This is a genomic window from Citrobacter sp. A316 (assembly GCF_002042945.1).
Lineage (GTDB): Bacteria > Pseudomonadota > Gammaproteobacteria > Enterobacterales > Enterobacteriaceae > Citrobacter > Citrobacter portucalensis.
Map to the genome: position 1 here is coordinate 158,782 of NZ_MVFZ01000005.1, position 25,774 is coordinate 184,555.

Sequence of the window (25,774 nt, forward strand, 5' to 3'; positions counted from 1 at the left end):
AGGAGAAGCATCATGTTTTACTGGATATTATTAGGTCTGGCCATCGCGGCTGAAATTACCGGTACGCTGTCAATGAAATGGGCAAGCGTCGGTCATGGTAATTCGGGCTTTATTTTAATGCTGGTAATGATCGCCTTATCATATATTTTTCTCAGTTTCGCCGTTAAAAAGATTGCCCTTGGTGTGGCCTATGCCTTGTGGGAAGGTATCGGTATTTTATTTATTACGCTGTTTAGTGTGTTGTTATTTGACGAAACCTTGTCCACGATGAAAGTGGCTGGGCTGGTCTCGCTGGTATTAGGCATTGTGCTGATCAAGTCTGGGACTCGAAAACCTGCCAAAACGAGCAAAGAGGTGACCCATGCAGCAGTTTGAGTGGGTTCATGGTGCCTGGCTTGGCATGGCCATCGTGCTGGAAATTGTCGCTAACGTCTTTTTGAAGTTTTCTGATGGATTTCGCCGCAAGATTTATGGCGTGCTGTCGCTGGCTGCCGTGTTAGCGGCCTTTAGCGCGCTGTCGCAGGCGGTAAAAGGCATTGACCTTTCTGTTGCCTACGCCTTGTGGGGCGGATTCGGGATTGCCGCGACGTTAGCGGCTGGTTGGGTGTTGTTTGGTCAGCGCCTGAATAATAAAGGCTGGATCGGTGTGGCGCTGCTGCTGGCCGGAATGGTGATGATTAAACTTGCCTGATATCCGTGCTGCCCGTTAATGCGGGCAGCATATGTTATTCCTTCGCCAACTCTTCCAGCTTATCGCGAAAACCGGTAACGGAAATAGCACGATTATCGGCTCGCCAGCGATCTTTCGCTGCTGGTGCTGAGCTTTGTACACCAATCAACTGCCAGCCTGAATCTGTCTTCAACATCAATGGTGAACCGCTGTCGCCCGGAAGCGTATCGCACTGGTGTGATAAGACGGTATTCTGCGCCCAGCCGGTCACTACGCAATCCTGATGGGTGTACAAGTCGTCAAGATGATCTTCTGGATAGCCCGACTGTGTGACTTTACGATCGGCGGTTTTCAACGCCGCGGTTAACGCCGCTTTATCACCTCCAAATAATGGTAGTGGCGTGATTCCGGAAGGCGGGTAACGCAGCACCACCAGACCGAAATCCCACGGGGCTGCTGATGGCGGCACAATCCAGCCATCTCCATCGGCTTTTAAACGTTTACCGAGTGAGGGATCAACCCGTCCTTCGATTCCATGGATCTCATAGCGCCAGACGCCCTTTTTTGACACAAAGCGTAACGCGACGGCTTTATCCGGTTTGCCTTTCGGTGGAGCGAGCAAACAGTGTCCGGCAGTCAGGGCCAGATGCGGTGAAATGAGCGTGGCGGTACACAGATTACCACTGGCTGTTTCCAGTTGTCCGATAGCGTCCCACGGTGATTGCGTTGGGTCCGTTACTTTCGTGCGATCGTCATGACCAAAAAACAGCGTTTTTATATTTTCTGCTTCAGCGCTGGCCGTTGCAGGCTGATCCGCATGTGCAACGACAGGAAGTAAATAAATTGAACCCAGTAACACAGCAATGGTTTTTTGCATAGCACACTCTGGTGGGGAATTATGATTTTTAACAGCAAACCCTCAGTTAATACTATAGACGGGACGGCGGGAAAGTGGGAGTAAAATCAGATAACTACACTCAAGAAAGATAAAAATGCATGGCGATGAGTGCGCAAATTATCAGAGTAATAAGAATGAACTCAAAGCGGTAATGTGACACCATTTTACCCTCCGAAAGGCGGCGCTAAATCAGGTCGATTTAGCGCCGTATGCTATGGCGTGGGGGACGCCATAGTGACTACAAATGTGTTATGCAGCAGGTTGAGCAGCTGGTTTAGCGGTGTCGTGTTTTACTGCTTTTTTGGTGTGTTTTTTAGCGGCCTGAGCTTTCTGCTCTGGTGCTTTTTGTTCTGTAGCTGGTTTGGTGGCAGCTTTTTTGGTGTGTTTTTTAGCAGCCTGAGCTTTCTGCTCTGGTGCTTTCTGTTCTACAGCCGGTTTAGTGGCAGCTTTTTTGGTGTGTTTTTTGGCAGCCTGCGCTTTTTGTTCTGCCGCTGGTTTAGCGGTGGATTTTTTAGCGTGCTGTTTTTTGTGATGAGTGGTTTTCGCCGGGGCTGCTTTCGTGGTTGCAGCAGCAGCCGGAGCGGTGGTAGCAGTTGTCTCAGCAGCAAACGCAGCAGAAGACAGACCCATAGCAGCGGCAACAACCAGAGCTAATACTTTTTTCATTCTCATACCCTCGATTTGGTTTTTCATTCAACCCCACTGCGGGGCCGTTGAAATAACTATATCGCTGTAATCAGAGGGCTTCCGTGAGTCATTGGTTTCGGCGTGTAACGATATGTACAATGACTCACGGTATAAGATTACAAATAGCGGGCTTCCAGATGAGCGCGGAAATAACGGCTGCTGAGCGGCTCTCCGGTCGCCTGGGTAATAAGCTGTTCAGTGGTAAAGCGGCTGCCATGCTGCCAGATATTCTGACGTAACCAGTCAAACAGGGCGCCAAACTCACCTTGCGCAATAGACTGATTCAAATCAGGCAATGCGCGGTTAGCGGCACTGAACAACTGCGCTGCATACATGGCGCCCAGGGTATAGGAAGGGAAGTAGCCAAAGCCGCCATCGGTCCAGTGAATATCCTGCATACAACCGTTACGATAGTTTCCGATCGTTGAGAGTCCCAGCCAGGCCTGCATTTTCTCGTTCCACAATGCCGGGATATCATCCACTTCAATATCGCCATTAATAAGCGCACGTTCGATTTCATAACGCAGGATCACGTGAGCAGGGTAGCTTACCTCGTCGGCATCAACGCGGATAAACCCGGGTTTGACCTGCTGGTTCCAGGCGATGAAATTGCTTTCTTCAAACGCTGCCTGATCGCCAAAGTGGCGCGTTACAGCCGGAATTAACCGCATAAGGAAGGCTTTACTGCGTCCCAGCTGCATCTCAAAGAACAAACTTTGGGACTCATGAATGGCGGTTGAGCGTGCCAGAGCGATAGGTTGCCCAGACCAGCTGTGTGGCAGGTTTTGCTCGTAGCGCGCATGACCGGTTTCATGGATCACGCCAAACAGTGCGCTGAGTAATTCGTTTTCATCATAGCGGGTGGTAATGCGAACATCTTCCGGTACGCCGCCACAGAAGGGATGTGCGCTGATATCCAGTCGACCAGCCGCAAAATCGAATCCCAGTTGCGCCATCGTTTCAAGGCCCAGTTTCCGCTGAATTGCGGTTGGGAAAGGACCTACCGGGGCGATGAGCGACTTTTGAGACTGCTTTGCCACCACTTTGTTTAGCAGATCGGGCAGCCAGCTTTTAACGTCCGCGAAAAGGACATCCAACTGCGCGCTGGTCATTCCTGGTTCAAAGATGTCCAGTAATGAGTCATACGGCGAACAGCCTTTAGCTTCTGCGCGTAGTCGGGCTTCTTCGCGGCTATACTTCACAACCTCTTTCAGGTTTTCGGAAAATCCTTCCCAGTCATTTGCCGGTCGCTGGCTACGCCAGGCATGCTCACAGCGGCTTCCCGCAAGTGATTTTGCTTCTACCAACGATTCGGGCAACAAGGATGCCTGGTGATGCAGTCGCGACATTTCGCGCAGGTTCGCCTGTTCTACATCGTTGAGGTCTTCCTGTTGCGCTGCGGCGATCCATGTTGCCACCTTCGGGTCGGTTAACAGCTGATGTTCAAGCACGCTCAGCTCAGCCAGCGCTTCGCCGCGGGCTTTGCTTCCGCCTGGCGGCATCATGGTAAACATGTCCCAACTGGCGATTGCCGAGAGGTGGGAGAAGCGAGAGAGCCGCTGGAACGTGCGGGTGAGCTGATGGTAATTATCATTGTTACTCATTTTTTGTTCTCGTTCTGTTTAGGTGTGGTTAAGAAGTTTACCGCGGTTCACTCACTTTTCATAAACACACCTTTATACCGGCTTTTCCGTAACAACTTTTTATAGCGGAAAGCCAGCAGCACCACAAAACAGATGGCGTAAATAATGGGGAGCGGCGATAACACTTTTACCGACCACAGGTAATGCAGCGGTAGCAAAACGGCGGCCAGGTAAACGTAGTTGTGCAGCGTTTGCCAGCGTTTGCCCATTTTACGTTGCGCGGCTTGCGTGGAGGTCAACGTCAACAAGAACAAAATAATCCAACCGGCCATACCCAGCGTTAGCCATGGACGTGAAACCAGTTCACGACCCAACAATCCCAGGTTTTGTATACCCAGTTCCAGCAGAGCATAGCTGGTTATATGCAGTGTGGCCCATGCAAAACACCATAAACCTAACAACCGCCTGGTGCGAAATAATAACGGCTGCTTTGCATAGCGCGCGAGCGGTGATATCAGCAGGGTAGCCAGCAAAAACTTCAGCGCGGTAATGCCCGTAAAGTGCTGGATATCTTTTCCTGGATCGGCTCCCAACCCGCCATGCTGCGCGGCCCAGAAGAGCCATAGCAGGGGTAAAAAACCGGCGAGATGCAGCAGTACTTTCAGACCGGTTATCTGTTTTGCGGTTAGCCTCACTTAAAAATACTCCCGTAGATCCATGCCCTGATATAACGATGCCACCTCATCGGCATAACCATTAAAAGGCAGCGTAGGCTGTCGCTGTACATCGAGGATGCCACCTGAACCGATAAAACGCTCCGAGGCCTGAGACCAACGAGGGTGATCGACCTGCGGATTTACATTGGCGTAAAAACCGTATTCATTCGGTGCTGACATATTCCAGGTCGTCGGCGGCTGCTCACGCGTCAGCTTAATACTGACTATTGATTTAATGCCCTTGAAGCCGTACTTCCAGGGGACGGTCAGGCGTATCGGCGCCCCGTTTTGCGGCGGCAACGCTTTGCCATATACGCCTACGGTGAGAAGTGTGAGCGGGTGCATGGCCTCATCCAACCGCAGACCTTCGACATAGGGATATTTCAACCCACCACCAATAAAGCGGTCTTTCTGGCCCGGCATTTCATCGGGGGCGTAGCGTGTTTCAAAGGCGACGTATTTGGCGTGACTGGTTGGCTCAACCAGTGCCAGTAATTTATGCAACGGAAAACCCACCCACGGCACAACCATCGACCAGGCCTCAACGCAACGCATCCGATAAATACGCTCTTCTAATGGAAAGCGTGTGGTCAGCGCATCGTGATCCAGGGTTAAAGGTTTGTTTACCTCACCGCTGATGGTTAACGTCCAGGGATCGGTTTTCAGGCTACCGGCATTGGCGGCAGGATCGGCTTTATCCAGACCAAATTCGTAGAAATTGTTGTAGCCCGTCACCTTGTCTTCTGGCGTCAGAGACAGGCTGTTTTGCCAGCGTTCGGGCTTTGTGAACTCAAGCGCTTTGCCTGCGGGTGCGGGTGGACGATCGTTGCCTTTAAACCAATCCAGTAAATTAGCCTGTGCAGGGGAGGACAGCGTGGCCGCAGCCGCACCTATCCCTAATGCTTTGAGGATCTGTCGTCGTTGCATAAAAAATACTGACTCGGCTGTAACATCTGCTTCCCGAAGTGGACGTTTTTTTAGCATGACTTTTCCTTCTTATTTTCATGTTAAGGAAAACAAAGCGACGTTTCCCTGTTGATGTCTGACGTGTCTATAACGGCATACTGCTCGCATGCGTATCCCTGGATCCTCACGAAAAGTTAAAAATTTTGTGATAACTTCCGCCCCTTGCCTGAGGTAAGCTTTCAGCACGACGAGAGGGGGATGACACTGATGGCAGGCGCGAAAAAGATATTTTTGGTGGAAGATGACAGCGATATTGCCTCACTTTTGCAGCTTAGCCTGAAGGATGAGGGGTACGAGATTGTTCATGAGGCGGACGGCACGCGAGCGCTTGAACAGCTGGAGAGACACGTCTGGGATGCCGTTATCCTCGATCTGATGCTGCCGGGTGTCGATGGGCTGGAGATTTGCCGTCGCATTCGCCAAATGAGTTTTTATTTGCCCGTCATTATCATCAGCGCCCGCACCAGCGAAACGCACCGTGTATTGGGGCTGGAAATGGGGGCCGATGATTATATGGCCAAACCTTTCTCGGTGCTGGAGTTGATGGCCCGGGTGAAGGCGTTGTTTCGCCGTCAGGAAGCGATGAGTCAGAACTTACGTATGGAGGCGGGGATTATCACCGTTCATGGTGTAGAGATTGACCCATTAGCCCGGGAAGTCCGGCAGCATGGTAAATCCCTCGATTTGACACCGCGCGAATTCGATCTGCTCTATTTTTTCGCCCGTCATCCAGGCGAGGTCTTTTCGCGTCAGGCGCTGTTAGATCAGGTATGGGGCTACCAGCATGAAGGGTATGAGCATACGGTGAACAGTCATATTAATCGCCTGCGGACCAAAATTGAAAAGGATGCTGCTGAGCCGGAAATTATTCTCACGGTTTGGGGGCGAGGCTATAAGCTTGCTGCGGTTAACGCGGAGCATCAGCCATGATTTATCGCCTGTCGCTAAGCCAGCGTCTGACCCTCGTCTTTACCGCCATTATGCTGATTTGCGCTGTTACCATCAGTGTTGTCCAGGTTCGCAGTAGCAAACAGTATGGCGACGCCATGGTGCAAAGGCTCTCGCTGGAGCTGGCGAGCAAGATCGTCAAAAGTGAGTCGCTTATTGATGCCAGTGGGCAGGTTAATCGCCAGACCTTAAAAGGATTGTTTAATCACCTGATGACGCTCAACCCCAGCGTGGAGCTGTATCTTGTTTCACCGTCAGGTGAAATACTCGCTGATGCCGCACCGCCTGGGCATATCCAGCGACAGAATATTAGCGTACAGCCGATTCAGGATTTCCTTAGCTCAGATGTGTTGCCCGTATATGGCAACGATCCGCGTAGCAGCCAGCAAAAAGTATTCAGCGCCGCACCGGTTTTATATAACGGTGAACTACATGGCTATTTGTATATTATTCTGCAGGGCGAAGATCTGAATATGCTGGCGAATACCGCCTGGCAAAAAACGCTCTGGAATACCGTGGCCTGGACGTTAATACTGGTTTTATTAGCCGCCGGAATTGCAGGTTTTCTGGTGTGGCGATGGGTGACGAATCCAGTGAAAAGGCTAACCGGACAGGTGGTAAAACTGGAGAATGACAGCATTACCGTCATCAAACAGCTGGCGCAAAAAAATCCCGAACCGGCACCGGAGAATGAAATAGCGCTGCTGAACAATGCGTTTATCGAGTTAGCGCAGAAGATTGCCCAGCAGTGGGATTTATTAGCAGACAGCGATCGTCAGCGCAGAGAGTTCATTGCCAATATTTCGCACGATTTACGCACGCCGCTGACTTCGCTGTTGGGGTATCTGGAAATGCTATCGCTGAAAGCCGATACGATGACGCCGGAGGAAAACCGACATTATCTTAGCATCGCGCTGCGCCAGGGGCATAAGGTTCGCCATCTGTCACAACAGCTGTTTGAGCTGGCAAGACTGGAGCATGGCGGTATAAAACCGCAGCGTGAACGTTTTGCTATTGGTGAATTGATCCAGGATGTGGCGCAGAAATTTGATCTCCCTGTTGCCACGCGTCATTTGCAGTTGCACCTTGACGTCATGGGACCGCTACCGTTGGTGAATGCCGATTTATCGATGATAGAAAGAGTCGTGACGAATTTGCTGGATAACGCTATCCGTCATACGCCTGACGGAGGCGAAGTGCGGCTAAAAGTCTGGCGTGATGAAGACCGTTTATTAGCCGAAGTGCAGGATAGCGGACCAGGGGTAGAAGAAGCTGTGCGAGAAGTATTATTTCAGCGCCCGACCGCGTTAGTTCCCCGTGAGCAGAGGGCTGAGCGCGGCGGCCTGGGCTTACTGATCGTGCGTAGAATGCTTGAACTCCATGGGGGGGATATCAGCCTGGTTAGCTCAACGGCAGGGGCCCGCTTCCGTTTTTGGTTGCCGCTGGCGGATTCTCCACTGAGTAGTTGACGGTGAAGTTCCGGAGTAAAGAGGGTTTTGGCGTTGCACCCGTGGGCATTGCGTAAAAGTTGGTAGGTTGTCAGTGATAATGAGAATTTTTATCATATATTGGTAATTCATCAACTTATCTTCGATGAGCGCAAGGAGATCTTATGTCACAGGATGCCGACAACCTGTATATCGCCAGGACTAAAGCAGTTGCTGGCTGCTTTTCAATGTTTTTACTGATGTTTGGCCTCACGTTTACCCCGTTGTTTTTCCCCGCGAGTCAGGATCTGCTTGCCCAAGGGTTGCTTTTCCCACTGCTGTTTGCGCTGGAATTTGTTGTGCTGGTTCCGCTGTATTACTTCTTCTTCAGAAAAAGAGAGGGGCTGGGCAAAGGCATTTTCAACGCCAGGTGGTTTACCATTTTGTTCACGGCGCTGCTGTTTATTCAGCTTATCCTGCCATTGGTTTTGGGGCTTAAACAAACCGAAGCGTGGGTGACCAGCCAAATATCCTTAAGTAGTTACGCGTTGTGGTTATCTACGTTGACCCTGATATTTATTGCGCCAGTTTATGAAGAAATTGTTTTCAGAGGCTGTTTATTCAACGCGTTCCAGTACTGGTTCAATAATAAAACCTGGCTATCGTCAGTCGTGGTATCGGTCATTTTTGCCATCATGCATACTCAGTATGTGGATCTACGCACGCTGTTGATGTTGTTTCTTGTGTCGCAGGTTTTGATCCTGGCCAGACTGAAAAGCAACGGCCTGTTGATGCCAATTATGCTGCATATAGTGATGAACGGGACGGTTATTGCCTTGCAAATAGCGGCTCAGACGTTACAGCCTGGGTGATGAAGGTGATGCCCGGAACCCGGGCATCGTGGATTATACGTGCAGACGATGGTGCAAACGCGCACCGACCAGCAATGCCAACACCAGCATCAGGGCAATAAATCCGCCCACGCCGTTCCAGCCATAGCTGTGCCAGAACACACCGCCCAGCGTACCGGCAATACTGGATCCCAGATAATAGCTGAACAGGTACAGGGAAGAAGCCTGGCCTTTAGCGCGTTTTGCCCGTGGTCCAATCCAGCTGCTTGCTACGGAGTGCGCGGCAAAGAATCCGGCTGAAAAGAGTAGCATCCCGGCAAAGATCAGCCATAGCGATGTGAACAGGGTCATCAACAGTCCAACCAGCATCACGCCAGTTGAAAAGAGCATGACCGGGCCACGGCCATAACGAGTGGTCATAGAACCCGCCTTTGGCGAACTCCAGGTCCCGGTCAGATACGCCACAGATAACAGACCGACAACCGCCTGGCTGAGCTCCCAGGGGGAGAGCATCAGGCGGTAGCCGATGTAATTAAACAGCGTGACAAACGATCCCATCAGTAAAAAACCTTCCGCAAACAGCAGCGGCAAGCCTCTGTCGCGCCAGTGCAGGCGGAAGTTGATAAACAGCGTTTTCGGGCGCAGCGACGTGGGTCTGAAATGACGCGATTCCGGTAAGATTTTCCAGAACATCAGCGCAGAGGCAAGGGCAAAACAGCCGATCGCCGCCAGCGCGATACGCCAGTTAAAAAAGTCAGTAAACACGCCGCTGATCAAGCGACCACTCATACCGCCAATCGAGTTACCGCTGATATACAGGCCCATTGAGAAGGCGACGAAACTAGGATGAATTTCTTCACTCAGATAGGTCATCCCTACTGCCGCGACGCCGCTCAGTGAAAGTCCTATCAGCGCCCGCATGATTAAAATACCGTGCCAGCTGGTCATCATCGTTGAAAGCAGTGTGCAACAAGAGGCGAGCAGCAGCGCGGTAACCATCACCGGCTTGCGGCCAATAGCATCTGAAAGTGGGCCGGTAAACAGTAACCCTATAGCCAGCATCGCCGTTGAGATGGAAAGCGAGATACTGCTGCTGGCGGGAGAAACCCCAAACTCGTGCGAAAGCACTGGTAGTATGGGTTGTACGCAATAGAGGAGGGCAAAAGTCGCCAGTCCGGCGGAAAACAGCGCCAGCGTGACGCGCATAAATGGGGATGTTCCGCGTTTGATAAATCCATCCGGCGGGGTAACTATCTGTTCATCAACATCGCTTGTTGGCGCGGTATCGACAGTTGTTGTACGGCTCACTTGAAATCCTTGCTCATTCAATTACGTCTACAGGACCAGCCTTAAGAGTATGAAAATCACAATATTCTGTCTAATATATTAATAATCTCAAATAATATTTTAAAAATATGAATATCGAACTGCGTCATTTACGTTACTTTGTGGCCGTTGCCGAAGAGTTGCATTTTGGTCGGGCGGCGGCGCGGCTAAACATTTCGCAACCGCCGCTAAGTCAGCAGATCCAGATCCTTGAACAACAGGTTGGCGCCCGGTTACTTGCCCGAACTAACCGTAGCGTGGCGCTGACTTCTGCCGGAAAGCAGTTTCTGGCCGACAGTCGGCAGATCCTCGGGCTGGTTAATGAAGCCGCCGCCAGGGCTGAGCGTTTGCATCTGGGAGAAGCAGGGGAATTGCGTATCGGCTTTACGTCGTCCGCGCCGTTTATCAAAGCGGTTTCAGATACCTTATCTCTGTTTCGCCAAAGCTACCCGGCAGTGCATATGCAAACCCGCGAAATGAACACGCGTGAGCAAATTGCTCCGCTCAATGAAGGTACGCTGGACTTGGGACTACTGCGCAATACGCAGCTTCCGGAAACGCTGGCGCGCGAAATTATTCTGCATGAACCACTAATGGCGATGATCCCACGCGCGCATCCGTTGGCGCAAAAACCCGTGGTCACGTTGGCCGAGCTGGCGAATGAGCCATTTGTCTTTTTTGACCCCCATGTGGGGACAGGGTTGTATGACGATATTCTGGGCCTGATGCGTCGCTATGGACTGAAACCGACGATTGCGCAGGAGGTTGGCGAGGCGATGACTATTATCGGGCTGGTGGCCGCAGGATTAGGGGTTTCTATACTTCCTGCTTCTTTTAAACGGGTGCAGCTGTATGAAATGTGTTGGATCCCGATAGCGGAAGAAGATGCTGTCTCGGAAATGTGGTTAGTGTGGCCAAAGCATCATGAGCAAAGTCACGCCGCACAACGCTTTCGCGAGCAGTTGCTGGCGGCCGTTCAGGCGATTAATTTAGTTTAAAAATGGGTGAAAATGTGCAGTAAATCACAAGGCTAAGTAAAAAGTTGACGGAAGCCATTGAAGTGCTTCACCATAGTCCGCAGATTATTTCGGAGCGCGAAAATAAAGGGAGTAAGTGGTGGTTGCTGATAGTCAGCCTGGGCATATCGATCAAATTAAGCAGACCAATGCGGGCGCGGTTTATCGCCTGATTGATCAGCTGGGTCCGGTATCGCGTATTGATCTCTCTCGCCTGGCACAATTGGCGCCTGCCAGCATTACCAAAATTGTCCGCGAAATGCTCGAAGCGCATCTGGTGCAAGAGCTGGAAATTAAGGAAGCGGGTAGCCGTGGGCGTCCGGCCGTTGGGCTGGTTGTCGAAACGGAAGCCTGGCACTACTTATCCATTCGTATCAGTCGTGGCGAGATTTTTCTGGCGCTACGCGATCTGAGCAGCAAGCTGGTGGTTGAAGATTGTCTTGAAATGGCGCTGGTCAGCGAAACACCGTTGCTGGATCGCGTGATAACCCAGGTCGATCAGTTTTTCATCCGCCACCAGCAAAAGCTGGAGCGCTTAACCTCCATCGCCATCACCTTACCCGGTATTATTGATACTGAAAACGGTATTGTTCATCGCATGCCATTTTACGAAGATGTCAAAGAGATGCCGTTGGGCGAAGCGCTTGAGAACCATACCGGCGTGCCGGTGTATATTCAGCACGATATCAGCGCCTGGACGATGGCCGAGGCGCTTTTTGGCGCATCGCGTGGTGCGCGCGACGTCATTCAGGTGGTGATCGATCATAACGTGGGTGCAGGGGTGATCACTGACGGCCATTTGCTGCATGCAGGCAGCAGTAGCCTGGTGGAGATTGGCCATACGCAGGTCGATCCCTATGGTAAACGCTGCTACTGCGGTAACCATGGTTGTCTGGAAACAATCGCCAGCGTCGACAGCGTGCTCGAATTGGCACAGGTGCGCCTGAAGCAGTCAATGAGTTCTTCTCTACATGGACAACCGTTAACGGTAGACGCGCTGTGTCTGGCGGCCATGCAGGGTGATTTATTGGCGAAAGATATCATTAGCGGCGTCGGGACCCACGTCGGTCGAATTCTTGCCATCATGGTGAATTTGTTCAACCCGCAAAAGATATTGATTGGCTCTCCGCTCAGTAAAGCGGCAGATATCTTGTTCCCTACCATCGCTGACAGCATTCGTCAGCAGGCGCTTCCGGCTTACAGTCAGCATATAGTCGTTGAAAGCACCCAGTTTACCAATCAGGGGACGATGGCGGGGGCGGCGCTCGTGAAGGACGCGATGTATAACGGTTCTTTGTTGATTCGTCTATTACAGGGTTAACATTTTTTAACTGTTGTACGAAAAATTGCGCTATCTCAAGCTGATCCTGGTCGTCATACCTTAGACTTTCTCCACTGTTTTATTTTCCTGACTTATATTTTCAAAGCATAACGGTGGAGTTAGTGATGCTGAAGCGTTTCTTTATTACAGGTACAGACACTTCTGTTGGGAAGACCGTGGTTTCCCGCGCATTACTACAAGCGTTAGCGTCAGGGGGTAAAAGCGTTGCGGGTTACAAACCTGTAGCCAAAGGCAGCAAAGAGACGCCTGAAGGTCTGCGCAACAAAGATGCACTGGTACTGCAAAGTGTGTCATCTATCGAGCTGCCTTATGAGGCGATTAACCCAATTGCGTTGAGCGAAGATGAAAGTAGCGTGGCGCATAGTGGTCCGGTCAATTACACCCTGTTATCCAACGGTCTCGCAAGCCTTAGCGAAAAAGTCGATCACGTTGTCGTGGAAGGCACCGGAGGCTGGCGGAGCTTGATGAACGATCTGCGTCCGTTATCGGAGTGGGTGGTGCAGGAACAACTGCCGGTGCTGATGGTAGTGGGTATCCAGGAAGGCTGTATTAATCATGCGATCCTCACCGCGCAGGCGATAGCCAGCGACGGACTGCCGTTGATTGGCTGGGTTGCGAATCGCATTAACCCGGGGCTGGCGCATTATGCGGAAATCATTGATGTGCTTGGTAAAAAATTACCTGCACCGCTGATCGGTGAACTGCCTTATCTGCCTCGTGCAGAGCAGCGTGAGCTGTCACAGTACATCCGCCTGTCAATGCTCGGCAGCGTGCTGTCGGTAGATAGAGTCGTGGCGTAACGTACGCGACAGCACCGACGCCAGGACACAGGCGATCAGTAATCCGGGGAGTAGGCGATACTCCCCGGTCATTTCACAAACCATCAACGTCGACATTATTGGTGCATGCGTGGTAGCCGCCAGTAGCGTGGCCATCCCCGTTAATCCTAGCAAAATAGCAATATCATCCGAGCCAGGAAGCCATAATCCCCATACCTGACCCAGCAACATGCCCACCGACAAGCCGACAAACAGCGTTGGCGTAAACACGCCACCAGGGGCACCGGATCCACTGCTGGCAAGCACTGCCAGTAATTTGCAGATAAAAATTCCGCTAACCACGGCCAGCAGCGGTGGTGAAAGTAAATATGACTGCACCACGCTGTAGCCATTCCCCCAGACCGCAGGCGTGAGCAATGAAAGCAGGCCAACGATCAGCCCGCCAAGCGCCAGTTGCCACGGCGGCGAGAGTTTTAAACGCAAAAATACACTATGGCTGGCGGTCATCAACCACATGAAAAGCGGTCCACAGATGCCCGCAACCAGACCGGTGCTGACAATCATCACGTATTCCAGGACATGCAATTCCCGCGACAGGTGCACGGTATACAGCAGCGCATTGCTGTCGCTCAACAGATTGGTGGTGAGCAGAGCGACGACGGCGGATACCACCACCGGCCCCAATGATGCCAGGATCAACGTGCCGAACAACACTTCAGCAATAAATAAACTGCCTGCCAGCGGGGCATGATAGGCTCCAGCCATACCTGCAGCGGCGCCGCAGGCAATCCATAACTTCCATTCTGTACGCGGGGTAAAGCGTTGAGCAAAGCAGGAGGCCGCCAGTGCCGCCAGTAAAATCATGGCACCTTCACGCCCGATGGCGCTCCCGCTGGCGACGACCAGTAACGAGGCCAGCGATTTTATCAGGCTTGCGCTGACGTCAAATTGTCCGTCGGTTTGCAGGGCTTCCATATAATCAGTGGGAGCCTGTGGACGTAAACGGTTAAATTTTTGCCAGCCCCACAGTAGTAATCCAGCCGCCAGACCGCCGAGTGCAGGTGTCAGCATACGCCTTAAAGGCGAAAGGTTTGTCGCTGCGTTGACCAGACTCCCCGTGTTATTGCTCAGAAACAACCATTCGAGAAGCAGCATGGCATGACGAAATCCTGCGACGGCCAGCGCAGCAAGGACGCCAATCAACGCGGCGATCAGCAGGCGGCGGAACATGGCACGCAGGTCAGGGTAAGCATGTAAGTGATGCATGAGTGGCCAGACTGGAAAATTCAGACGCTCTATTTTGCGGCTATTAGGCAACAGAAGCAAAAGCTCAGCGTGCGCATCAGGATGCACCACAGGCAGGACGCGTCCTGCCTGTGACGAAATTAACGGAACAAAGGCTTATCGGCTACCGGGATCAGTAACTGTGATTGCCACTGTGCCAGCGTCAGACGCGCCAACTCACCCAGCGCCAGGTAGAACGGGTGATCGGCTTTTTCGATAAACACATTAAGGAAGCGCGATGACCATGGGAACAGATGCCAGGCCAACAATTGCTCGCACTCGGTGTGGCGTTCGTTCTCAGCAAGCCAGGCTGTCAGTAACAGCAGCGAACCAAAGTGATCTTCTGGCTCATTTTGCTGCATGGCAAACTGGATGCCGTTGTCCCGCATCCACTGACGTAATGCCAGCGTGGAGTCGCCAAATAATACGTTTTCACGATCCAGCCAGACGGACCCCCAGGGCGGAGAAGGAAGCGCATAAGGGCCAACAAACAGACGTTGCCAGGCCTGCGGAAGAGACTCATCGGCCTCAGCCTGAAACTGTGCGACTAACGGCGAAAGCGTTGTCTTTTCAAGCGGCCACTGCGCCTGCCAGCCATCGGTTGTTAACGCACTGACCAGTGCCGAAGCTTCTGCACTGTCTGGGGCATAGTAAAACAGCGCGCCGAGCACACGCGCTGCGGTAGAAAAGTTGTCACGTTGTGAAAAATGGGTCATGCAAACAATCCTGAACAGTGCGGGTTGCCCCGCACCCGAAAGTTAACCTGCGACAGCCATTCCGACTGTCATATGTAAACCGTAAAATAATCCGCGGCCAATGATTTCACCGGCAAGCACCAGAGTTAACCCGAGCGCTAACCCGCCAGTGGACGGTCCTTTGCGACGGATCAACGGACATATCCAGCAACCCAGACCCGCAGCCAGCAGCAGGACACGCCAGACCTGTAAACTTCCGTAGTCGGGAACCAGCGCGCTGGCGGATTGTACCGAACTGTGGATCTCGCCGAGCGACAGTCCCTGCAGCACAATAACGGCCACCGTAACCAGCAGAGCCAATACGCTGATACCGGCGAATCTGGCGGCGTTAAAAGAAGCACCTGCAGCACGCAGCAGCAGAGCGGCAAATAGCGGTCCACTGAGCAGCATCGTCATGAAAAACGCCAGTGTAGTATAGCCGTTATACCAGGTTGGGACGGTGTCTATCTGGTAGACGTTGGTCATCGCAAAGACAAATACCAGGCCCAGCAGCATGCTCAACAGCAGCCAGATTTTACCTAACGCTGCGGGCATTTTACCGAGAAACGCCACCAGCCACCACAGGCCACCGACGGCGAAAAACAGTGAACCGCTGGCAATTTCGTTACTCAGCGCCGATGCGCCAATTCTGTTCAGCGAGTTAAACGCGCGCAGCGGCGAACCTAAATGCATGACCGAGGCGAGAAAGGCGATGCCCATCACCAGCCAGAGAAAAAACATACTGCGAACGATACGTTGTTTTACCAGCTCGTCCTTAGCGGTCAGCCAGCCGTAACCACTTACGATCAGCGCCCCGGCTACGCACTGGCCCAGCACCGTGAACAGTACCAGCGGCCATTCATGCCATCCATTTCCCATTTTACACCTCCTTTGGATTAGCCAGAAAACCCGTGGTATCCCCGGTCGGGCGGCAATTGGCGTTTGGTTTGATCACAATACTCGGTTTGGTGAAGTGCGCACCCGGTAGCGGGGCGACGGCAGCCAGTTCACCATGTTTTTTGCGCAGTTCGTCGATGGGGCCAAAATCCAGCGCACGCAGCGGACAGGACTCGACGCAGATGGGCTTTTTGCCGTCTGCCACGCGATCATGACAGCCATCGCACTTGGTCATATGTCCTTTCGCAGCATTGTACTGTGGCGCACCGTACGGGCAGGCCATATGACAGTAGCGACAGCCAATGCACACGTCTTCATCGACCACCACAAAACCATCCTCACGCTTATGCATAGCGCCGCTTGGACAAACCTTGGTGCAGGCCGGATCTTCGCAGTGGTTACAGGAGATAGAGAGATAGTAAGCAAAAACGTTCTGGTGCCAGACGCCGTTGTCTTCCTGCCAGTCACCACCTGCGTATTCGTAAATCCGCCGGAAACTGACGTCAGGCGTGAGATCTTTGTAGTCTTTACAGGCCAGCTCGCAGGTTTTACACCCTGTGCAACGGCTGGAATCAATAAAAAATCCATACTGAGTTGTCATGTGGGTTACACCTTAAGCCTTTTCAACCTGAACGAGATTACTGTGGGATGGGTTTCCCTTCGCGAGCGGAGATGGTCGATGCGACGTGAGAATGTTAATTGAACCACCATGATCGATCCGATCGCCGAACATATCGGCATTGAGCCATGCCCCTTGCCCGATGGCAGTGACGCCTGGCAAAATGCGTGGTGTCACTTTCGCCGCGATCAGCATCTGACCATTATTGTTAAACACCCTTACCGTGTCGCCGTTACGAATACCACGTGTATTGGCATCGATGGGGTTCATCCAGATTTCCTGCGGGCAAGCCTGCTGTAACACGTCGATATTGCCGTAGCTGGAGTGGGTTCTCGCCTTATAGTGGAACCCTGTGAGCTGCAGTGGGTATGTTTTGCGTTTAGGATCGTCCCAACCGTCAAAGCCTGGTGCATAAGCTGGAAGAGGATGAACAATCTCGTCGTCTTTGAGTTCCCATGTTTCTGCGATGGCGGCAAGCCGTTCAGAGTAAATCTCAATTTTCCCTGATGGCGTTTTCAATGGGTTAGCCTTGGGATCTTCCCGGAAAGAACGAAAAGCAACATAGTGTTCTTCGGGACATTTTTTCTTGAATATGCCTGTTGTTTTCATCTCCTCGTAATCCGGCATTTCCGGGTTACGCTCTTTGGTTTTGGCATGCAGGTATTTCACCCATTCTTGCTGCGTACGACCTTCGGTGAACGTTTGGTACACATCCGGGCCAAGACGTTTGGCAACTTCGCTTAGCGTCCAGTAAATGGGTTTACGTTCAAATTTCGGCGAGGTAGCTGGTTGACCAAGGATGACATACCCCATGTTCCCGGCAGACTCGTGTGAGATGAGATCTTCCTGTTCGGTTGGCATCAGGTCAGGCAGCAGGATGTCGCAGTATTTTGCGGAGGCAGTCATAAAATGCTCAATACCGACGATCATTTCGCACTTGCTGTCATCCTGCAAGACTTCATGGGTATGCGCGATATTGCCATGCTGATTGATGAGCGTATTACTGGCATAACACCAGATAAACTTGATAGGCACGTCCAGCTTATCTTTGCCGCGAACACCGTCCTTGGTAGCGGTCATCTCTGCACCATGATCGATAGCATCCGTCCAGGTAAAGACAGATATCTGTGTTTTAACCGGATTTTCTAACATGGAGAACCATTCCACGCCCAGATCCCAGGTTCCCTCACGCATGCCTGAGTTACCGCCATTAATCCCTACGTTGCCTGTTAAAACTGAGAGCATAGTAATAGCGCGGGCAGTTTGTTCACCGTTGGAGTGACGTTGCGGCCCCCAACCCTGGCAGATATAAGCGGGTTTCGCCGATCCAATCTCACGTGCCAACTGGATAATCTTTTCAGCAGGAATGCTGGTAATGTGCGAAGCCCATTCTGGTGTTTTGGCGATCCCATCCGAGCCTTCGCCCAGAATATAGGCCTTATAGTGCGCATTCCGGGGGGCACTGGCAGGAAGAGTGGTTTCGTCGTAGCCAACGCAGTATTTATCGAGAAAAGGTTTATCAATCAGATCTTCGGTGATTAACACCCATGCAATCGCCGCCGCCAATGCAGCGTCAGTTCCCGGACGTATAGGAAGCCATTCATCTTCACGGCCAGCGGCAGTATCGTTATAACGAGGATCGATAACGATCATTCGGGCGTTTGAACGTTCGCGGGCTTGCTCAACATACCAGGTTACACCACCGCCGCTCATGCGGGTTTCGGCAGGGTTGTTGCCAAACATGACAACCAGTTTTGTATTGGCGATATCGTCCGGGCTGTTGCCGTCGTTAGCACCAAACATATAACCCATGGCAGCGCTGATTTGTGCGGTACTATAGCTACCATAGCGACTCAAATATCCGCCGCATGAATTCATCAAGCGATAGGGGACATTGGAGTTAGTAATATTCCCACCATCTACACCTGTACCGTACAGTACGTGGACGGCTTCATTACCATAATCCTGCAGGATGCGCTTCAAATTACCGCTAATGGTATCCAGTGCTTCATCCCAGGTGATACGCTCAAATTTTCCTTCTCCGCGTTTGCCTACACGTTTCATGGGATATTTAAGGCGATCAGGGTGATTCATGCGACGGCGAATCGAACGACCGCGCAAGCAGGCACGAACCTGGTGATTACCGTAGGTATCATCCCCCGTTGTATCAGATTCGACCCAGTAGACAGCATCATCTTTTACGTGCAGGCGTAAAAGACAACGGCTGCCGCAGTTTACGGTACAAGAACTCCAGACAGCTTTATCTTCAACGGGGTGTATTGAGTTCTGTACCGTTGCTGCTGCAGTTCGTATGCCAAAAGGTAACGACAGCCCGCCCGCGGCCAGCGCCAACGAACCGATAGCCGAGGATTTCACTAATGTCCTGCGGCTGATGCCTCCATATTGCTCAGTTTCCGACATAACTCACTCCATTATAGTTATCGTTATATATGAATATTTATAACGAAATTAATAGCATGCTAATAATGGAATGAGTTTACCCCCTTATGGGTATGCCATCTTAATGCATATCAAACAGGAGTACCCCTCCGCGTACGGAGGGGGAGATTTATTGCGGTTCGGCGGCGTGTCCGTCTTGGGCTGGGGTGCTATTGGCAGGGGCGTTGCCGCTGTTGGTCCGGGTATAGAGAATTTTGTGCGTATCGTTTGCACAATGGCCTACCACCAGTGAATCAGGTTGATCGGCCTGATCGTTGGGGACAATGTTCAGCGAAAAGCTGGACTCTGCGACGCCATTATTGATGATGCGCTGTTCGATATCGCTCTTCACGCGTTCACATGACGCCGGGGCCGCCAGAACCTGCGGTGAGGCGGCTAGCAGTATGAGCGCGGCCAGTCCTGTTATGTATTTCATCATCAGCTCCTTTGTTATCGACATAGACTAAGATTAGCATTTCTGGTGTAAATAACTGTATTTGCTAATATGATTGAGAATTATCTTCTTATTCCGGTGAAAAATGTGAAGAAACAGGCCCTGTTAGGATTTCTGTGTGTCGTGCTGGTTGGGTGTGATAACGCCAAAGGGCTGGTTTCCTTTACGCCGGAAATGGCCAGTTTTTCCAATGAATTTGATTTCGACCCGCTGCGTGGGCCGGTGAAAGATTTCAGCCAGACGCTGCTTAATGATAAAGGTGAGGTCACTAAGCGGGTTGTTGGTACGCTGTCACAGGAAGGGTGTTTCGATACGCTTGAACTGCACGATATCGAAAACAATACCGGCATGGCGCTGGTCCTGGATGCGAACTACTATCGGGATGCCGAAACGCTGGAAAAACGGATCCGTTTACAGGGCAAATGCCAACTGGCGGAACTGCCAGCGGCAGGTGTGGTGTGGGATACCGACGATAACGGTTTTGTCGTTTCTGCCACGGGCAAAGAGATGAAGGTGCAGTACCGATATGATGCGGAAGGCTACCCGCTGGGTAAAACAACCGTCAATAAGGACAATACCTTACAGGTTGATGCCAAACCGTCGGTCGACCCGTTGAAGAAACTGGATTACACCGCGGTGAGCCTGCTCAACAATCATCCGTTAGGCAATGTCAAACAAACGTGCAAATACGATGAATACGCAAATCCGGTCAACTGCCAGCTCGTTATCGTTGACGAGAGCGTGAAGCCGGCAGTTGAACATCATTACTCGATTGAAAACACTATCGATTACTACTAATCGCCTTTACTGAGCGGTAGGTTGCAGCAGGTTAGGGCCTGCTGTTTTGTGTTCTGCCAGATACTGCTGCTGGAAGATGCACATGCGGATAGTGTTGCGGTATTGGCCGTTGATAAAGAATTCATGAATCAGCTCACCTTCGACCATAAAGCCGAGTTTACGGTAGATGTGGATAGCTTTTTCGTTCTCTTTATCAACGATCAAATACAGCTTATAGAGGTTAAGTACGGTAAAGCCGTAATCCATCGCAAGCTTAGCCGCCCGTGAGGCCAGACCCTTCCCCTGATACTCCGGCGAAATAATGATCTGAAATTCGGCCCGGCGGTGCACATGGTTAATTTCAACCAGCTCCACCAGCCCGGCTTTTTCACCGTCGCACTCCACCACGAAGCGACGTTCGCTTTGGTCGTGGATATGTTTGTCATACAGGTCTGACAGCTCAACAAACGCTTCGTAAGGTTCTTCAAACCAGTAACGCATTACGCTGGCATTATTATCAAGCTGATGGACGAATCGTAAATCTTCACGCTCCAGCGGGCGCAACTTAACACTGAGGGCGCTAGTCATATCGTATCCTTTCAATATCCTTCAAAGTGCAATGATTATGGGGCAACGGTGCGGCCAGTACGGCGGTCAAGGCAGCGCAGGGTGTTGGGTTCCCAGTACGCATTAATATTAGCGCTCTGTTCGCACTTATCACGACTATCGAAGGCAGCGTCGGTTTTGTCCCACTCTTTCTCTACACGTTTGTTGACTTTCTGGCGAAGCTGACGCGTATCGTTCCATTGTTCCTTTTCCATTGCGGCTTGTTGACGACTTTGCGCACTGTCTCCGGATTCAATGATCAGTTTACTGGTTTCAGCAAATGCGGAAGAGGTGTACACAGCCGCAGCCAGCGTCAGCATAGTCGTCAGGCACAGGCGTTTGGTCAGTGTAATTTTCATGGTGAATTCCTTTTATGGGAAAGGGTAAAAACGATAAAACAGGGTTAAATTCTACACTATTCCAGTTTGCGGGCATACCCACCCGGTGGATATGGATACGCTAACGAGATTCTGTCGTATCATGGTTAAACCGAAGGTAACTGAATAACATCAATGCTTAAGACCACATTCCTTTTTTTCATCACCGCGTTATGCGAAATCATTGGCTGCTTTTTACCCTGGCTTTGGCTTAAGCGAGGAGCTACAGCTTGGTTGCTGATACCCGCCGGGGTGTCACTGGCTTTATTCGTCTGGTTGCTGACACTGCACCCGGCAGCCAGCGGGCGCGTATACGCAGCCTATGGCGGTGTTTACGTGGTGACCGCGCTGCTATGGCTACGCATTGTCGATGGTGTAAAACTCAGTTTGTATGACTGGTCTGGCGCGCTGGTGGCGTTGTGCGGCATGTTGATCATTGTGGCTGGATGGGGGCGCGCATAGCGCCTTTTTTGTGATCAAACAGCACTTTTTTGATCTTCATACTTGTATGGTAGTAGCTCAGTTGGGTAAATTTCCTGCATCACAAGAACAGATGTAGGGAATAAGAAATGAAGATTGTTGGGGCTGATGTTTTTGTTACCTGTCCTGGACGTAATTTTGTGACGTTGAAAATTACGACAGAAGATGGGATCACCGGGCTGGGAGATGCCACGTTAAATGGACGCGAGCTGTCCGTGGCGTCGTATCTGAAAGATCACGTGTGTCCGCAGCTTATTGGTCGTGATGCACATCGTATTGAGGATATCTGGCAGTTTTTCTACAAAGGCGCGTACTGGCGTCGTGGGCCGGTCACCATGTCGGCGATTTCCGCAGTGGATATGGCTCTCTGGGACATCAAAGCGAAAGCGGCGAATATGCCATTGTACCAGTTGCTCGGCGGAGCTTCTCGTGAAGGGGTTATGGTCTACTGCCACACCACAGGCCATACCGTTGATGACGTACTCGAAGATTATGCGCGTCATAAAGAAATGGGCTTTAAAGCCATTCGCGTGCAGTGCGGCGTGCCGGGCATGAAAACCACTTACGGTATGTCTAAAGGCAAAGGACTGGCCTACGAACCCGCCACCAAAGGGCAATGGCCGGAAGAGCAGTTGTGGTCAACGGAGAAATACCTGGATTTCACACCCAAATTGTTTGCTGCCGTGCGTGACAAGTTTGGTTTCAACGAACACCTTTTACACGATATGCACCACCGTCTGACGCCAATTGAAGCGGCCCGTTTCGGCAAAAGCATTGAACAGTACCGTTTGTTCTGGATGGAAGATCCAACGCCAGCTGAAAACCAGGAGTGCTTCCGCCTGATCCGCCAGCATACGGTCACGCCGATAGCGGTAGGGGAAGTGTTCAACAGTATATGGGACTGTAAACAGCTTATTGAAGAACAACTGATCGACTATATCCGCACCACCATCACCCATGCGGGTGGTATCACCGGTATGCGCCGGATTGCCGATTTTGCGTCGTTGTATCAAGTACGTACCGGTTCACATGGACCTTCCGATCTGTCGCCTGTGTGCATGGCCGCTGCGCTACATTTTGATCTCTGGGTGCCGAACTTCGGCGTACAGGAATATATGGGTTATTCCGAGCAGATGCTGGAAGTGTTCCCGCATAACTGGACCTTTGATAACGGCTATATGCACCCAGGAGACAAACCCGGCCTTGGGATCGAGTTTGACGAAAAACTGGCGGCGAAATATCCGTATGACCCTGCATATCTGCCTGTTGCTCGCCTGGAAGATGGCACGCTGTGGAACTGGTAAGGAGTGATTTGCTATGAAAAGTATCGTGATTGAAAAACCGAATACGCTGATTATCGCCGAACGACCGGTGCCAGAGCCCTCAGCAGGTGAGGTCAGGGTAAAAGTGAAACTGGCAGGAATTTGTGGTTCAGACAGCCATATTTACCGCGGTCATAATCCATTTGCGCAATACCCACGTGTGATTGGCCACGAGTTTTATGGCGTGATCGAGGCTGTGGGTGACGGCGTTGACCATTCGCGAATAGGCGAGCGGGTGTCCGTTGATCCGGTCATCAGCTGCGGACATTGTTATCCCTGTTCAATTGGTAAACCTAACGTTTGTACATCGCTGGTGGTTCTGGGCGTGCACCGCGATGGCGGTTTCAGCGAGTACGCGGTTGTGCCGGCGAAAAATGCCTGGACGATCCCTGACGCCGTGCCTGATGAGCATGCAGTTATGGTGGAGCCTTTCACCATCGCCGCAAACGTGACCGGGCAAATTAAACCAACAGAGAACGATATTGCGCTGATTTATGGCGCGGGTCCTATGGGGCTTACCACCGTACAGGCGCTTAAACGTGTCTATAAAGTAAAAACAGTGGTGATTGCCGACAGAATCGATGAACGCCTGAATATGGCGAAGCAGTGCGGTGCAGACTGGGCCATCAATAATAGTCAGCACTCGTTGCAAGAGTTCCTGGCGGAAAACGGGCTAAAACCGACCATCATCGTGGATGCAGCTTGCCATCCATCCATTTTACAGGAGGCTATCACGCTTGCATCGCCGGCTGCGCGAATTGTTCTGATGGGCTTCTCCAGTGATCCTTGTCAGATTATTCAACAAGGCATTACCGGGAAAGAACTGTCCATTTATTCCTCAAGGTTAAATGCGAACAAATTCCCGGTTGTGATTGATTGGTTGGTCAACGGACTTATCGATCCTAATCAACTTATTACTCACACTTTTGACTATCACCACGTTACAGACGCAATTGAATTGTTTGAGAAAGATCAGCAGCACTGCTGCAAAGTCTTACTCACATTCACTGAATAATATAAATAACTGCGAGTAAGTGGTACGCATCTTACCTCTTAGAGATAGCCAATATGAATCAAGAAAAACACGAAAGATCCACGAAAGATCTGGTTAGAGCTGCCGTATCCGGATGGTTGGGGACTGCGCTCGAATTTATGGATTTTCAGCTATATTCATTGGGTGCCGCACTGGTATTCCATGAAATATTTTTCCCGGAACAGTCTGCCGCCATGGCGCTTATTTTAGCGATGGGCACATACGGTGCAGGATATATTGCTCGTATCGTTGGCGCATTTATATTTGGCAAAATGGGAGACAGCATCGGCCGTAAAAAAGTGCTGTTTATTACCATTACGATGATGGGAATTTGTACGACCTTAATTGGTGTGCTGCCAACATATGCACAAATTGGTATCTTTGCGCCTGTGCTACTGGTGACGCTGCGTATCGTGCAAGGGCTTGGTGCAGGAGCTGAAATCTCGGGCGCAGGCACGATGCTTGCTGAGTACGCACCAAAAGGTAAACGTGGCATTATTTCCTCACTTGTTGCCATGGGAACCAACTGTGGAACCCTTAGCGCAACGGCCATCTGGGCGGTGATGTTCTTTGCGCTCGACCGTGAGGAGTTATTAGCCTGGGGTTGGCGCATTCCGTTCCTGGCGAGTGTCGTGGTGATGATCTTTGCCATCTGGTTGCGTATGAATCTCAAAGAAAGCCCGGTATTTGAGAAAGTAAATGATGAAGAAAATGCTCCGGCATTAAATAATTCGTCAGAAAATACGCTGGGGGCGATGTTTACCAGTAAATCTTTCTGGCTGGCAACCGGCCTACGTTTTGGACAAGCGGGTAATTCAGGATTAATTCAAACCTTCCTTGCCGGTTATTTAGTGCAGACGCTGTTATTTGATAAATCTATACCCACTGATGCCTTAATGATCAGTTCGGTGTTAGGCTTTATTACAATACCGTTGCTTGGTTGGTTGTCTGATAAATTTGGTCGACGTTTGCCTTATATTATCCTGAATATCTCAGCAATTATTTTGGCTTACCCGATGCTGTCAATTGTAGTGGATAAAACGTATAGCCCGGGTGTCATTATGACGGCACTGATTGTTATTCATAACTTTGCCGTATTGGGGTTATTTGCTCTCGAAAATATAACCATGGCGGAAATGTTCGGTGCGCGTAACCGGTTTACGCGAATGGCGATTTCAAAAGAGGCGGGCGGGTTAGTTGCCGTTGGTTTTGGTCCGGTTCTGGCGGGTATTTTCTGCAACATGACTAATTCCTGGTGGCCAATTCTGGTGATGGTCATTGCTTATTCACTGATTGGTCTGATTTCCGCGTTGCTGATGCCAGAAGTGAAAGATCGCGACCTGAGCGTGCTTGAGGATGCTGCCGAGGTGAATAAAGCCGAGAAGGTTCGTTGCTCGGTGACTCAGACAAGCTGATACCAGACAGTAGCATGGGCGGATGTACTCGTACGCTGCCCATGCTATTACACAGCTTTGCATGATGTCATACCAATCATAAAAAGCTTAATGCAAATCAAAACATACAACCATACAGGCGTTACTCT

27 protein-coding genes are annotated in these 25,774 nt (G+C 51.1%); 13 read left to right on the plus strand and 14 right to left on the minus strand.

From position 1 onward, the window contains the following. Nucleotides 1-9: 9 nt before the first annotated feature. Entirely contained in the window at nucleotides 10-375 is a 366-nt protein-coding gene (gene mdtJ, locus BZK41_RS08295; RefSeq protein ID WP_162623449.1) for a multidrug/spermidine efflux SMR transporter subunit MdtJ, read from the plus strand. Beyond that, nucleotides 362-691, plus strand: coding sequence for a multidrug/spermidine efflux SMR transporter subunit MdtI (mdtI, locus tag BZK41_RS08300; RefSeq protein WP_003832870.1), 330 nt, complete (start codon nucleotides 362-364; stop codon nucleotides 689-691). Before mdtJ ends, mdtI begins: the two co-directional genes overlap by 14 nt. Before the next feature lie 34 nt (nucleotides 692-725). Here the strand turns inward: mdtI and BZK41_RS08305 are convergent, their stop codons facing one another. The 5 genes from BZK41_RS08305 to msrP all read right to left on the minus strand — a co-directional run bounded on the left by BZK41_RS08305 (nucleotide 726) and on the right by msrP (nucleotide 5,538). Then, on the minus strand, nucleotides 726-1,547 hold the full coding sequence (locus tag BZK41_RS08305) for a serine protease (RefSeq protein WP_079937840.1): 822 nt from the start codon (nucleotides 1,545-1,547) through the stop codon (nucleotides 726-728). A gap of 270 nt (nucleotides 1,548-1,817) precedes the next feature. Further along, a complete protein-coding gene (asr, locus tag BZK41_RS08310) occupies nucleotides 1,818-2,234 on the minus strand; it encodes an acid resistance repetitive basic protein Asr (RefSeq protein WP_079937841.1) in 417 nt (138 codons plus the stop codon). Nucleotides 2,235-2,371: 137 nt separating this feature from the next. Next, on the minus strand, nucleotides 2,372-3,859 hold the full coding sequence (locus BZK41_RS08315) for a carboxypeptidase M32 (protein ID WP_079937842.1): 1,488 nt from the start codon (nucleotides 3,857-3,859) through the stop codon (nucleotides 2,372-2,374). A gap of 47 nt (nucleotides 3,860-3,906) precedes the next feature. Continuing rightward, nucleotides 3,907-4,533, minus strand: a complete 627-nt coding sequence (msrQ, locus tag BZK41_RS08320) for a protein-methionine-sulfoxide reductase heme-binding subunit MsrQ (RefSeq protein ID WP_079937843.1) — start codon at nucleotides 4,531-4,533, stop codon at nucleotides 3,907-3,909. Next, complete coding sequence (gene msrP, locus BZK41_RS08325) at nucleotides 4,534-5,538, minus strand: protein-methionine-sulfoxide reductase catalytic subunit MsrP (protein ID WP_079937844.1); 1,005 nt, start codon at nucleotides 5,536-5,538, stop codon at nucleotides 4,534-4,536. Between the two features lie 189 nt (nucleotides 5,539-5,727). Here msrP and BZK41_RS08330 point away from each other — a divergent pair, with 189 nt between their 5' ends. From BZK41_RS08330 to BZK41_RS08340, 3 genes are all read left to right on the plus strand, one after another. Beyond that, on the plus strand, nucleotides 5,728-6,450 hold the full coding sequence (locus tag BZK41_RS08330; protein ID WP_079937915.1) for a response regulator transcription factor: 723 nt from the start codon (nucleotides 5,728-5,730) through the stop codon (nucleotides 6,448-6,450). After that, a complete protein-coding gene (locus BZK41_RS08335; RefSeq protein WP_079937845.1) occupies nucleotides 6,447-7,937 on the plus strand; it encodes an ATP-binding protein in 1,491 nt (496 codons plus the stop codon). The genes BZK41_RS08330 and BZK41_RS08335 overlap by 4 nt, the downstream gene beginning before the upstream one ends. 143 nt (nucleotides 7,938-8,080) lie before the next feature. Beyond that, nucleotides 8,081-8,767 (plus strand): type II CAAX endopeptidase family protein, encoded by a 687-nt coding sequence (locus BZK41_RS08340; RefSeq protein WP_079937846.1) that lies wholly within the window; start codon nucleotides 8,081-8,083, stop codon nucleotides 8,765-8,767. Nucleotides 8,768-8,800: 33 nt separating this feature from the next. On the opposite strand, the gene BZK41_RS08345 is transcribed toward BZK41_RS08340, so the two are convergent. Then, the gene (locus tag BZK41_RS08345) at nucleotides 8,801-10,054 is read right to left on the minus strand and encodes an MFS transporter (protein WP_003028925.1); all 1,254 of its coding nucleotides are present in this window, start codon (nucleotides 10,052-10,054) and stop codon (nucleotides 8,801-8,803) included. Nucleotides 10,055-10,161: 107 nt separating this feature from the next. On the opposite strand from BZK41_RS08345, the gene BZK41_RS08350 reads away from it, so the two are divergent. From BZK41_RS08350 to bioD, 3 genes are all read left to right on the plus strand, one after another. Continuing rightward, nucleotides 10,162-11,070 (plus strand): LysR family transcriptional regulator, encoded by a 909-nt coding sequence (locus BZK41_RS08350; RefSeq protein ID WP_079937847.1) that lies wholly within the window; start codon nucleotides 10,162-10,164, stop codon nucleotides 11,068-11,070. Nucleotides 11,071-11,188: 118 nt separating this feature from the next. Further along, on the plus strand, nucleotides 11,189-12,409 hold the full coding sequence (gene mlc, locus BZK41_RS08355) for a sugar metabolism global transcriptional regulator Mlc (protein ID WP_003832888.1): 1,221 nt from the start codon (nucleotides 11,189-11,191) through the stop codon (nucleotides 12,407-12,409). Between the two features lie 125 nt (nucleotides 12,410-12,534). Further along, a complete protein-coding gene (gene bioD / locus BZK41_RS08360) occupies nucleotides 12,535-13,230 on the plus strand; it encodes a dethiobiotin synthase (RefSeq protein WP_020996409.1) in 696 nt (231 codons plus the stop codon). On the opposite strand, the gene clcB is transcribed toward bioD, so the two are convergent. The 6 genes from clcB to BZK41_RS08390 all read right to left on the minus strand — a co-directional run bounded on the left by clcB (nucleotide 13,186) and on the right by BZK41_RS08390 (nucleotide 19,621). Next, nucleotides 13,186-14,475: a voltage-gated ClC-type chloride channel ClcB gene (gene clcB, locus BZK41_RS08365; protein WP_079937848.1), complete on the minus strand. Its 1,290-nt coding sequence runs from the start codon at nucleotides 14,473-14,475 to the stop codon at nucleotides 13,186-13,188. The two genes, bioD and clcB, sit on opposite strands and share 45 nt — an antisense overlap. A gap of 119 nt (nucleotides 14,476-14,594) precedes the next feature. Next, nucleotides 14,595-15,209: a Tat proofreading chaperone DmsD gene (gene dmsD / locus BZK41_RS08370; protein ID WP_079937849.1), complete on the minus strand. Its 615-nt coding sequence runs from the start codon at nucleotides 15,207-15,209 to the stop codon at nucleotides 14,595-14,597. A 42-nt stretch (nucleotides 15,210-15,251) separates the two neighbouring features. Continuing rightward, nucleotides 15,252-16,106: a dimethyl sulfoxide reductase anchor subunit family protein gene (locus tag BZK41_RS08375; RefSeq protein ID WP_079937850.1), complete on the minus strand. Its 855-nt coding sequence runs from the start codon at nucleotides 16,104-16,106 to the stop codon at nucleotides 15,252-15,254. Between the two features lies 1 nt (nucleotide 16,107). Then, nucleotides 16,108-16,725, minus strand: a complete 618-nt coding sequence (gene dmsB / locus BZK41_RS08380; RefSeq protein ID WP_042308489.1) for a dimethylsulfoxide reductase iron-sulfur subunit DmsB — start codon at nucleotides 16,723-16,725, stop codon at nucleotides 16,108-16,110. Between the two features lie 12 nt (nucleotides 16,726-16,737). Beyond that, nucleotides 16,738-19,164 (minus strand): selenate/tellurate reductase subunit YnfF, encoded by a 2,427-nt coding sequence (gene ynfF / locus BZK41_RS08385; protein ID WP_079937851.1) that lies wholly within the window; start codon nucleotides 19,162-19,164, stop codon nucleotides 16,738-16,740. 148 nt (nucleotides 19,165-19,312) lie between these two features. Beyond that, nucleotides 19,313-19,621, minus strand: a complete 309-nt coding sequence (locus BZK41_RS08390) for a DUF1161 domain-containing protein (RefSeq protein ID WP_139762584.1) — start codon at nucleotides 19,619-19,621, stop codon at nucleotides 19,313-19,315. 102 nt (nucleotides 19,622-19,723) lie between these two features. Here BZK41_RS08390 and BZK41_RS08395 point away from each other — a divergent pair, with 102 nt between their 5' ends. Further along, nucleotides 19,724-20,434, plus strand: a complete 711-nt coding sequence (locus tag BZK41_RS08395) for a YnfC family lipoprotein (protein ID WP_079937916.1) — start codon at nucleotides 19,724-19,726, stop codon at nucleotides 20,432-20,434. A 6-nt stretch (nucleotides 20,435-20,440) separates the two neighbouring features. On the opposite strand, the gene speG is transcribed toward BZK41_RS08395, so the two are convergent. Then, a complete protein-coding gene (speG, locus tag BZK41_RS08400) occupies nucleotides 20,441-21,001 on the minus strand; it encodes a spermidine N1-acetyltransferase (RefSeq protein ID WP_003832900.1) in 561 nt (186 codons plus the stop codon). A gap of 35 nt (nucleotides 21,002-21,036) precedes the next feature. Next, nucleotides 21,037-21,378, minus strand: coding sequence for a DUF1283 family protein (locus BZK41_RS08405; protein WP_079937853.1), 342 nt, complete (start codon nucleotides 21,376-21,378; stop codon nucleotides 21,037-21,039). 153 nt (nucleotides 21,379-21,531) lie between these two features. On the opposite strand from BZK41_RS08405, the gene BZK41_RS08410 reads away from it, so the two are divergent. The 4 genes from BZK41_RS08410 to BZK41_RS08425 all read left to right on the plus strand — a co-directional run bounded on the left by BZK41_RS08410 (nucleotide 21,532) and on the right by BZK41_RS08425 (nucleotide 25,646). Further along, a complete protein-coding gene (locus tag BZK41_RS08410) occupies nucleotides 21,532-21,858 on the plus strand; it encodes a YnfA family protein (RefSeq protein WP_008784733.1) in 327 nt (108 codons plus the stop codon). A 107-nt stretch (nucleotides 21,859-21,965) separates the two neighbouring features. Next, entirely contained in the window at nucleotides 21,966-23,180 is a 1,215-nt protein-coding gene (gene rspA, locus BZK41_RS08415; RefSeq protein WP_079937854.1) for a starvation-sensing protein RspA, read from the plus strand. Nucleotides 23,181-23,193: 13 nt separating this feature from the next. After that, entirely contained in the window at nucleotides 23,194-24,213 is a 1,020-nt protein-coding gene (locus tag BZK41_RS08420) for a Zn-dependent oxidoreductase (protein ID WP_079937855.1), read from the plus strand. Between the two features lie 53 nt (nucleotides 24,214-24,266). Then, nucleotides 24,267-25,646, plus strand: a complete 1,380-nt coding sequence (locus tag BZK41_RS08425) for an MFS transporter (protein WP_048214215.1) — start codon at nucleotides 24,267-24,269, stop codon at nucleotides 25,644-25,646. Nucleotides 25,647-25,774 lie beyond the last annotated feature (128 nt).

Excerpts from the sequence above, each read along its gene's own strand:
- BZK41_RS08425 (WP_048214215.1), top strand. The coding sequence starts at position 24,267 with ATGAATCAAGAAAAACACGAAAGATCCACGAAAGATCTGGTTAGAGCT.
- clcB (WP_079937848.1), bottom strand. The coding sequence starts at position 14,475 with ATGCATCACTTACATGCTTACCCTGACCTGCGTGCCATGTTCCGCCGC.
- mdtI (WP_003832870.1), top strand. The coding sequence starts at position 362 with ATGCAGCAGTTTGAGTGGGTTCATGGTGCCTGGCTTGGCATGGCCATC.
- msrP (WP_079937844.1), bottom strand. The coding sequence starts at position 5,538 with ATGCTAAAAAAACGTCCACTTCGGGAAGCAGATGTTACAGCCGAGTCA.
- BZK41_RS08410 (WP_008784733.1), top strand. The coding sequence starts at position 21,532 with ATGCTTAAGACCACATTCCTTTTTTTCATCACCGCGTTATGCGAAATC.
- BZK41_RS08330 (WP_079937915.1), top strand. The coding sequence starts at position 5,728 with ATGGCAGGCGCGAAAAAGATATTTTTGGTGGAAGATGACAGCGATATT.
- dmsD (WP_079937849.1), bottom strand. The coding sequence starts at position 15,209 with ATGACCCATTTTTCACAACGTGACAACTTTTCTACCGCAGCGCGTGTG.
- BZK41_RS08335 (WP_079937845.1), top strand. The coding sequence starts at position 6,447 with ATGATTTATCGCCTGTCGCTAAGCCAGCGTCTGACCCTCGTCTTTACC.
- BZK41_RS08420 (WP_079937855.1), top strand. The coding sequence starts at position 23,194 with ATGAAAAGTATCGTGATTGAAAAACCGAATACGCTGATTATCGCCGAA.
- dmsB (WP_042308489.1), bottom strand. The coding sequence starts at position 16,725 with ATGACAACTCAGTATGGATTTTTTATTGATTCCAGCCGTTGCACAGGG.
- ynfF (WP_079937851.1), bottom strand. The coding sequence starts at position 19,164 with ATGTCGGAAACTGAGCAATATGGAGGCATCAGCCGCAGGACATTAGTG.
- BZK41_RS08305 (WP_079937840.1), bottom strand. The coding sequence starts at position 1,547 with ATGCAAAAAACCATTGCTGTGTTACTGGGTTCAATTTATTTACTTCCT.
- rspA (WP_079937854.1), top strand. The coding sequence starts at position 21,966 with ATGAAGATTGTTGGGGCTGATGTTTTTGTTACCTGTCCTGGACGTAAT.
- BZK41_RS08390 (WP_139762584.1), bottom strand. The coding sequence starts at position 19,621 with ATGATGAAATACATAACAGGACTGGCCGCGCTCATACTGCTAGCCGCC.
- BZK41_RS08375 (WP_079937850.1), bottom strand. The coding sequence starts at position 16,106 with ATGGGAAATGGATGGCATGAATGGCCGCTGGTACTGTTCACGGTGCTG.
- speG (WP_003832900.1), bottom strand. The coding sequence starts at position 21,001 with ATGACTAGCGCCCTCAGTGTTAAGTTGCGCCCGCTGGAGCGTGAAGAT.
- bioD (WP_020996409.1), top strand. The coding sequence starts at position 12,535 with ATGCTGAAGCGTTTCTTTATTACAGGTACAGACACTTCTGTTGGGAAG.
- BZK41_RS08315 (WP_079937842.1), bottom strand. The coding sequence starts at position 3,859 with ATGAGTAACAATGATAATTACCATCAGCTCACCCGCACGTTCCAGCGG.
- BZK41_RS08340 (WP_079937846.1), top strand. The coding sequence starts at position 8,081 with ATGTCACAGGATGCCGACAACCTGTATATCGCCAGGACTAAAGCAGTT.
- BZK41_RS08405 (WP_079937853.1), bottom strand. The coding sequence starts at position 21,378 with ATGAAAATTACACTGACCAAACGCCTGTGCCTGACGACTATGCTGACG.
- asr (WP_079937841.1), bottom strand. The coding sequence starts at position 2,234 with ATGAAAAAAGTATTAGCTCTGGTTGTTGCCGCTGCTATGGGTCTGTCT.
- BZK41_RS08350 (WP_079937847.1), top strand. The coding sequence starts at position 10,162 with ATGAATATCGAACTGCGTCATTTACGTTACTTTGTGGCCGTTGCCGAA.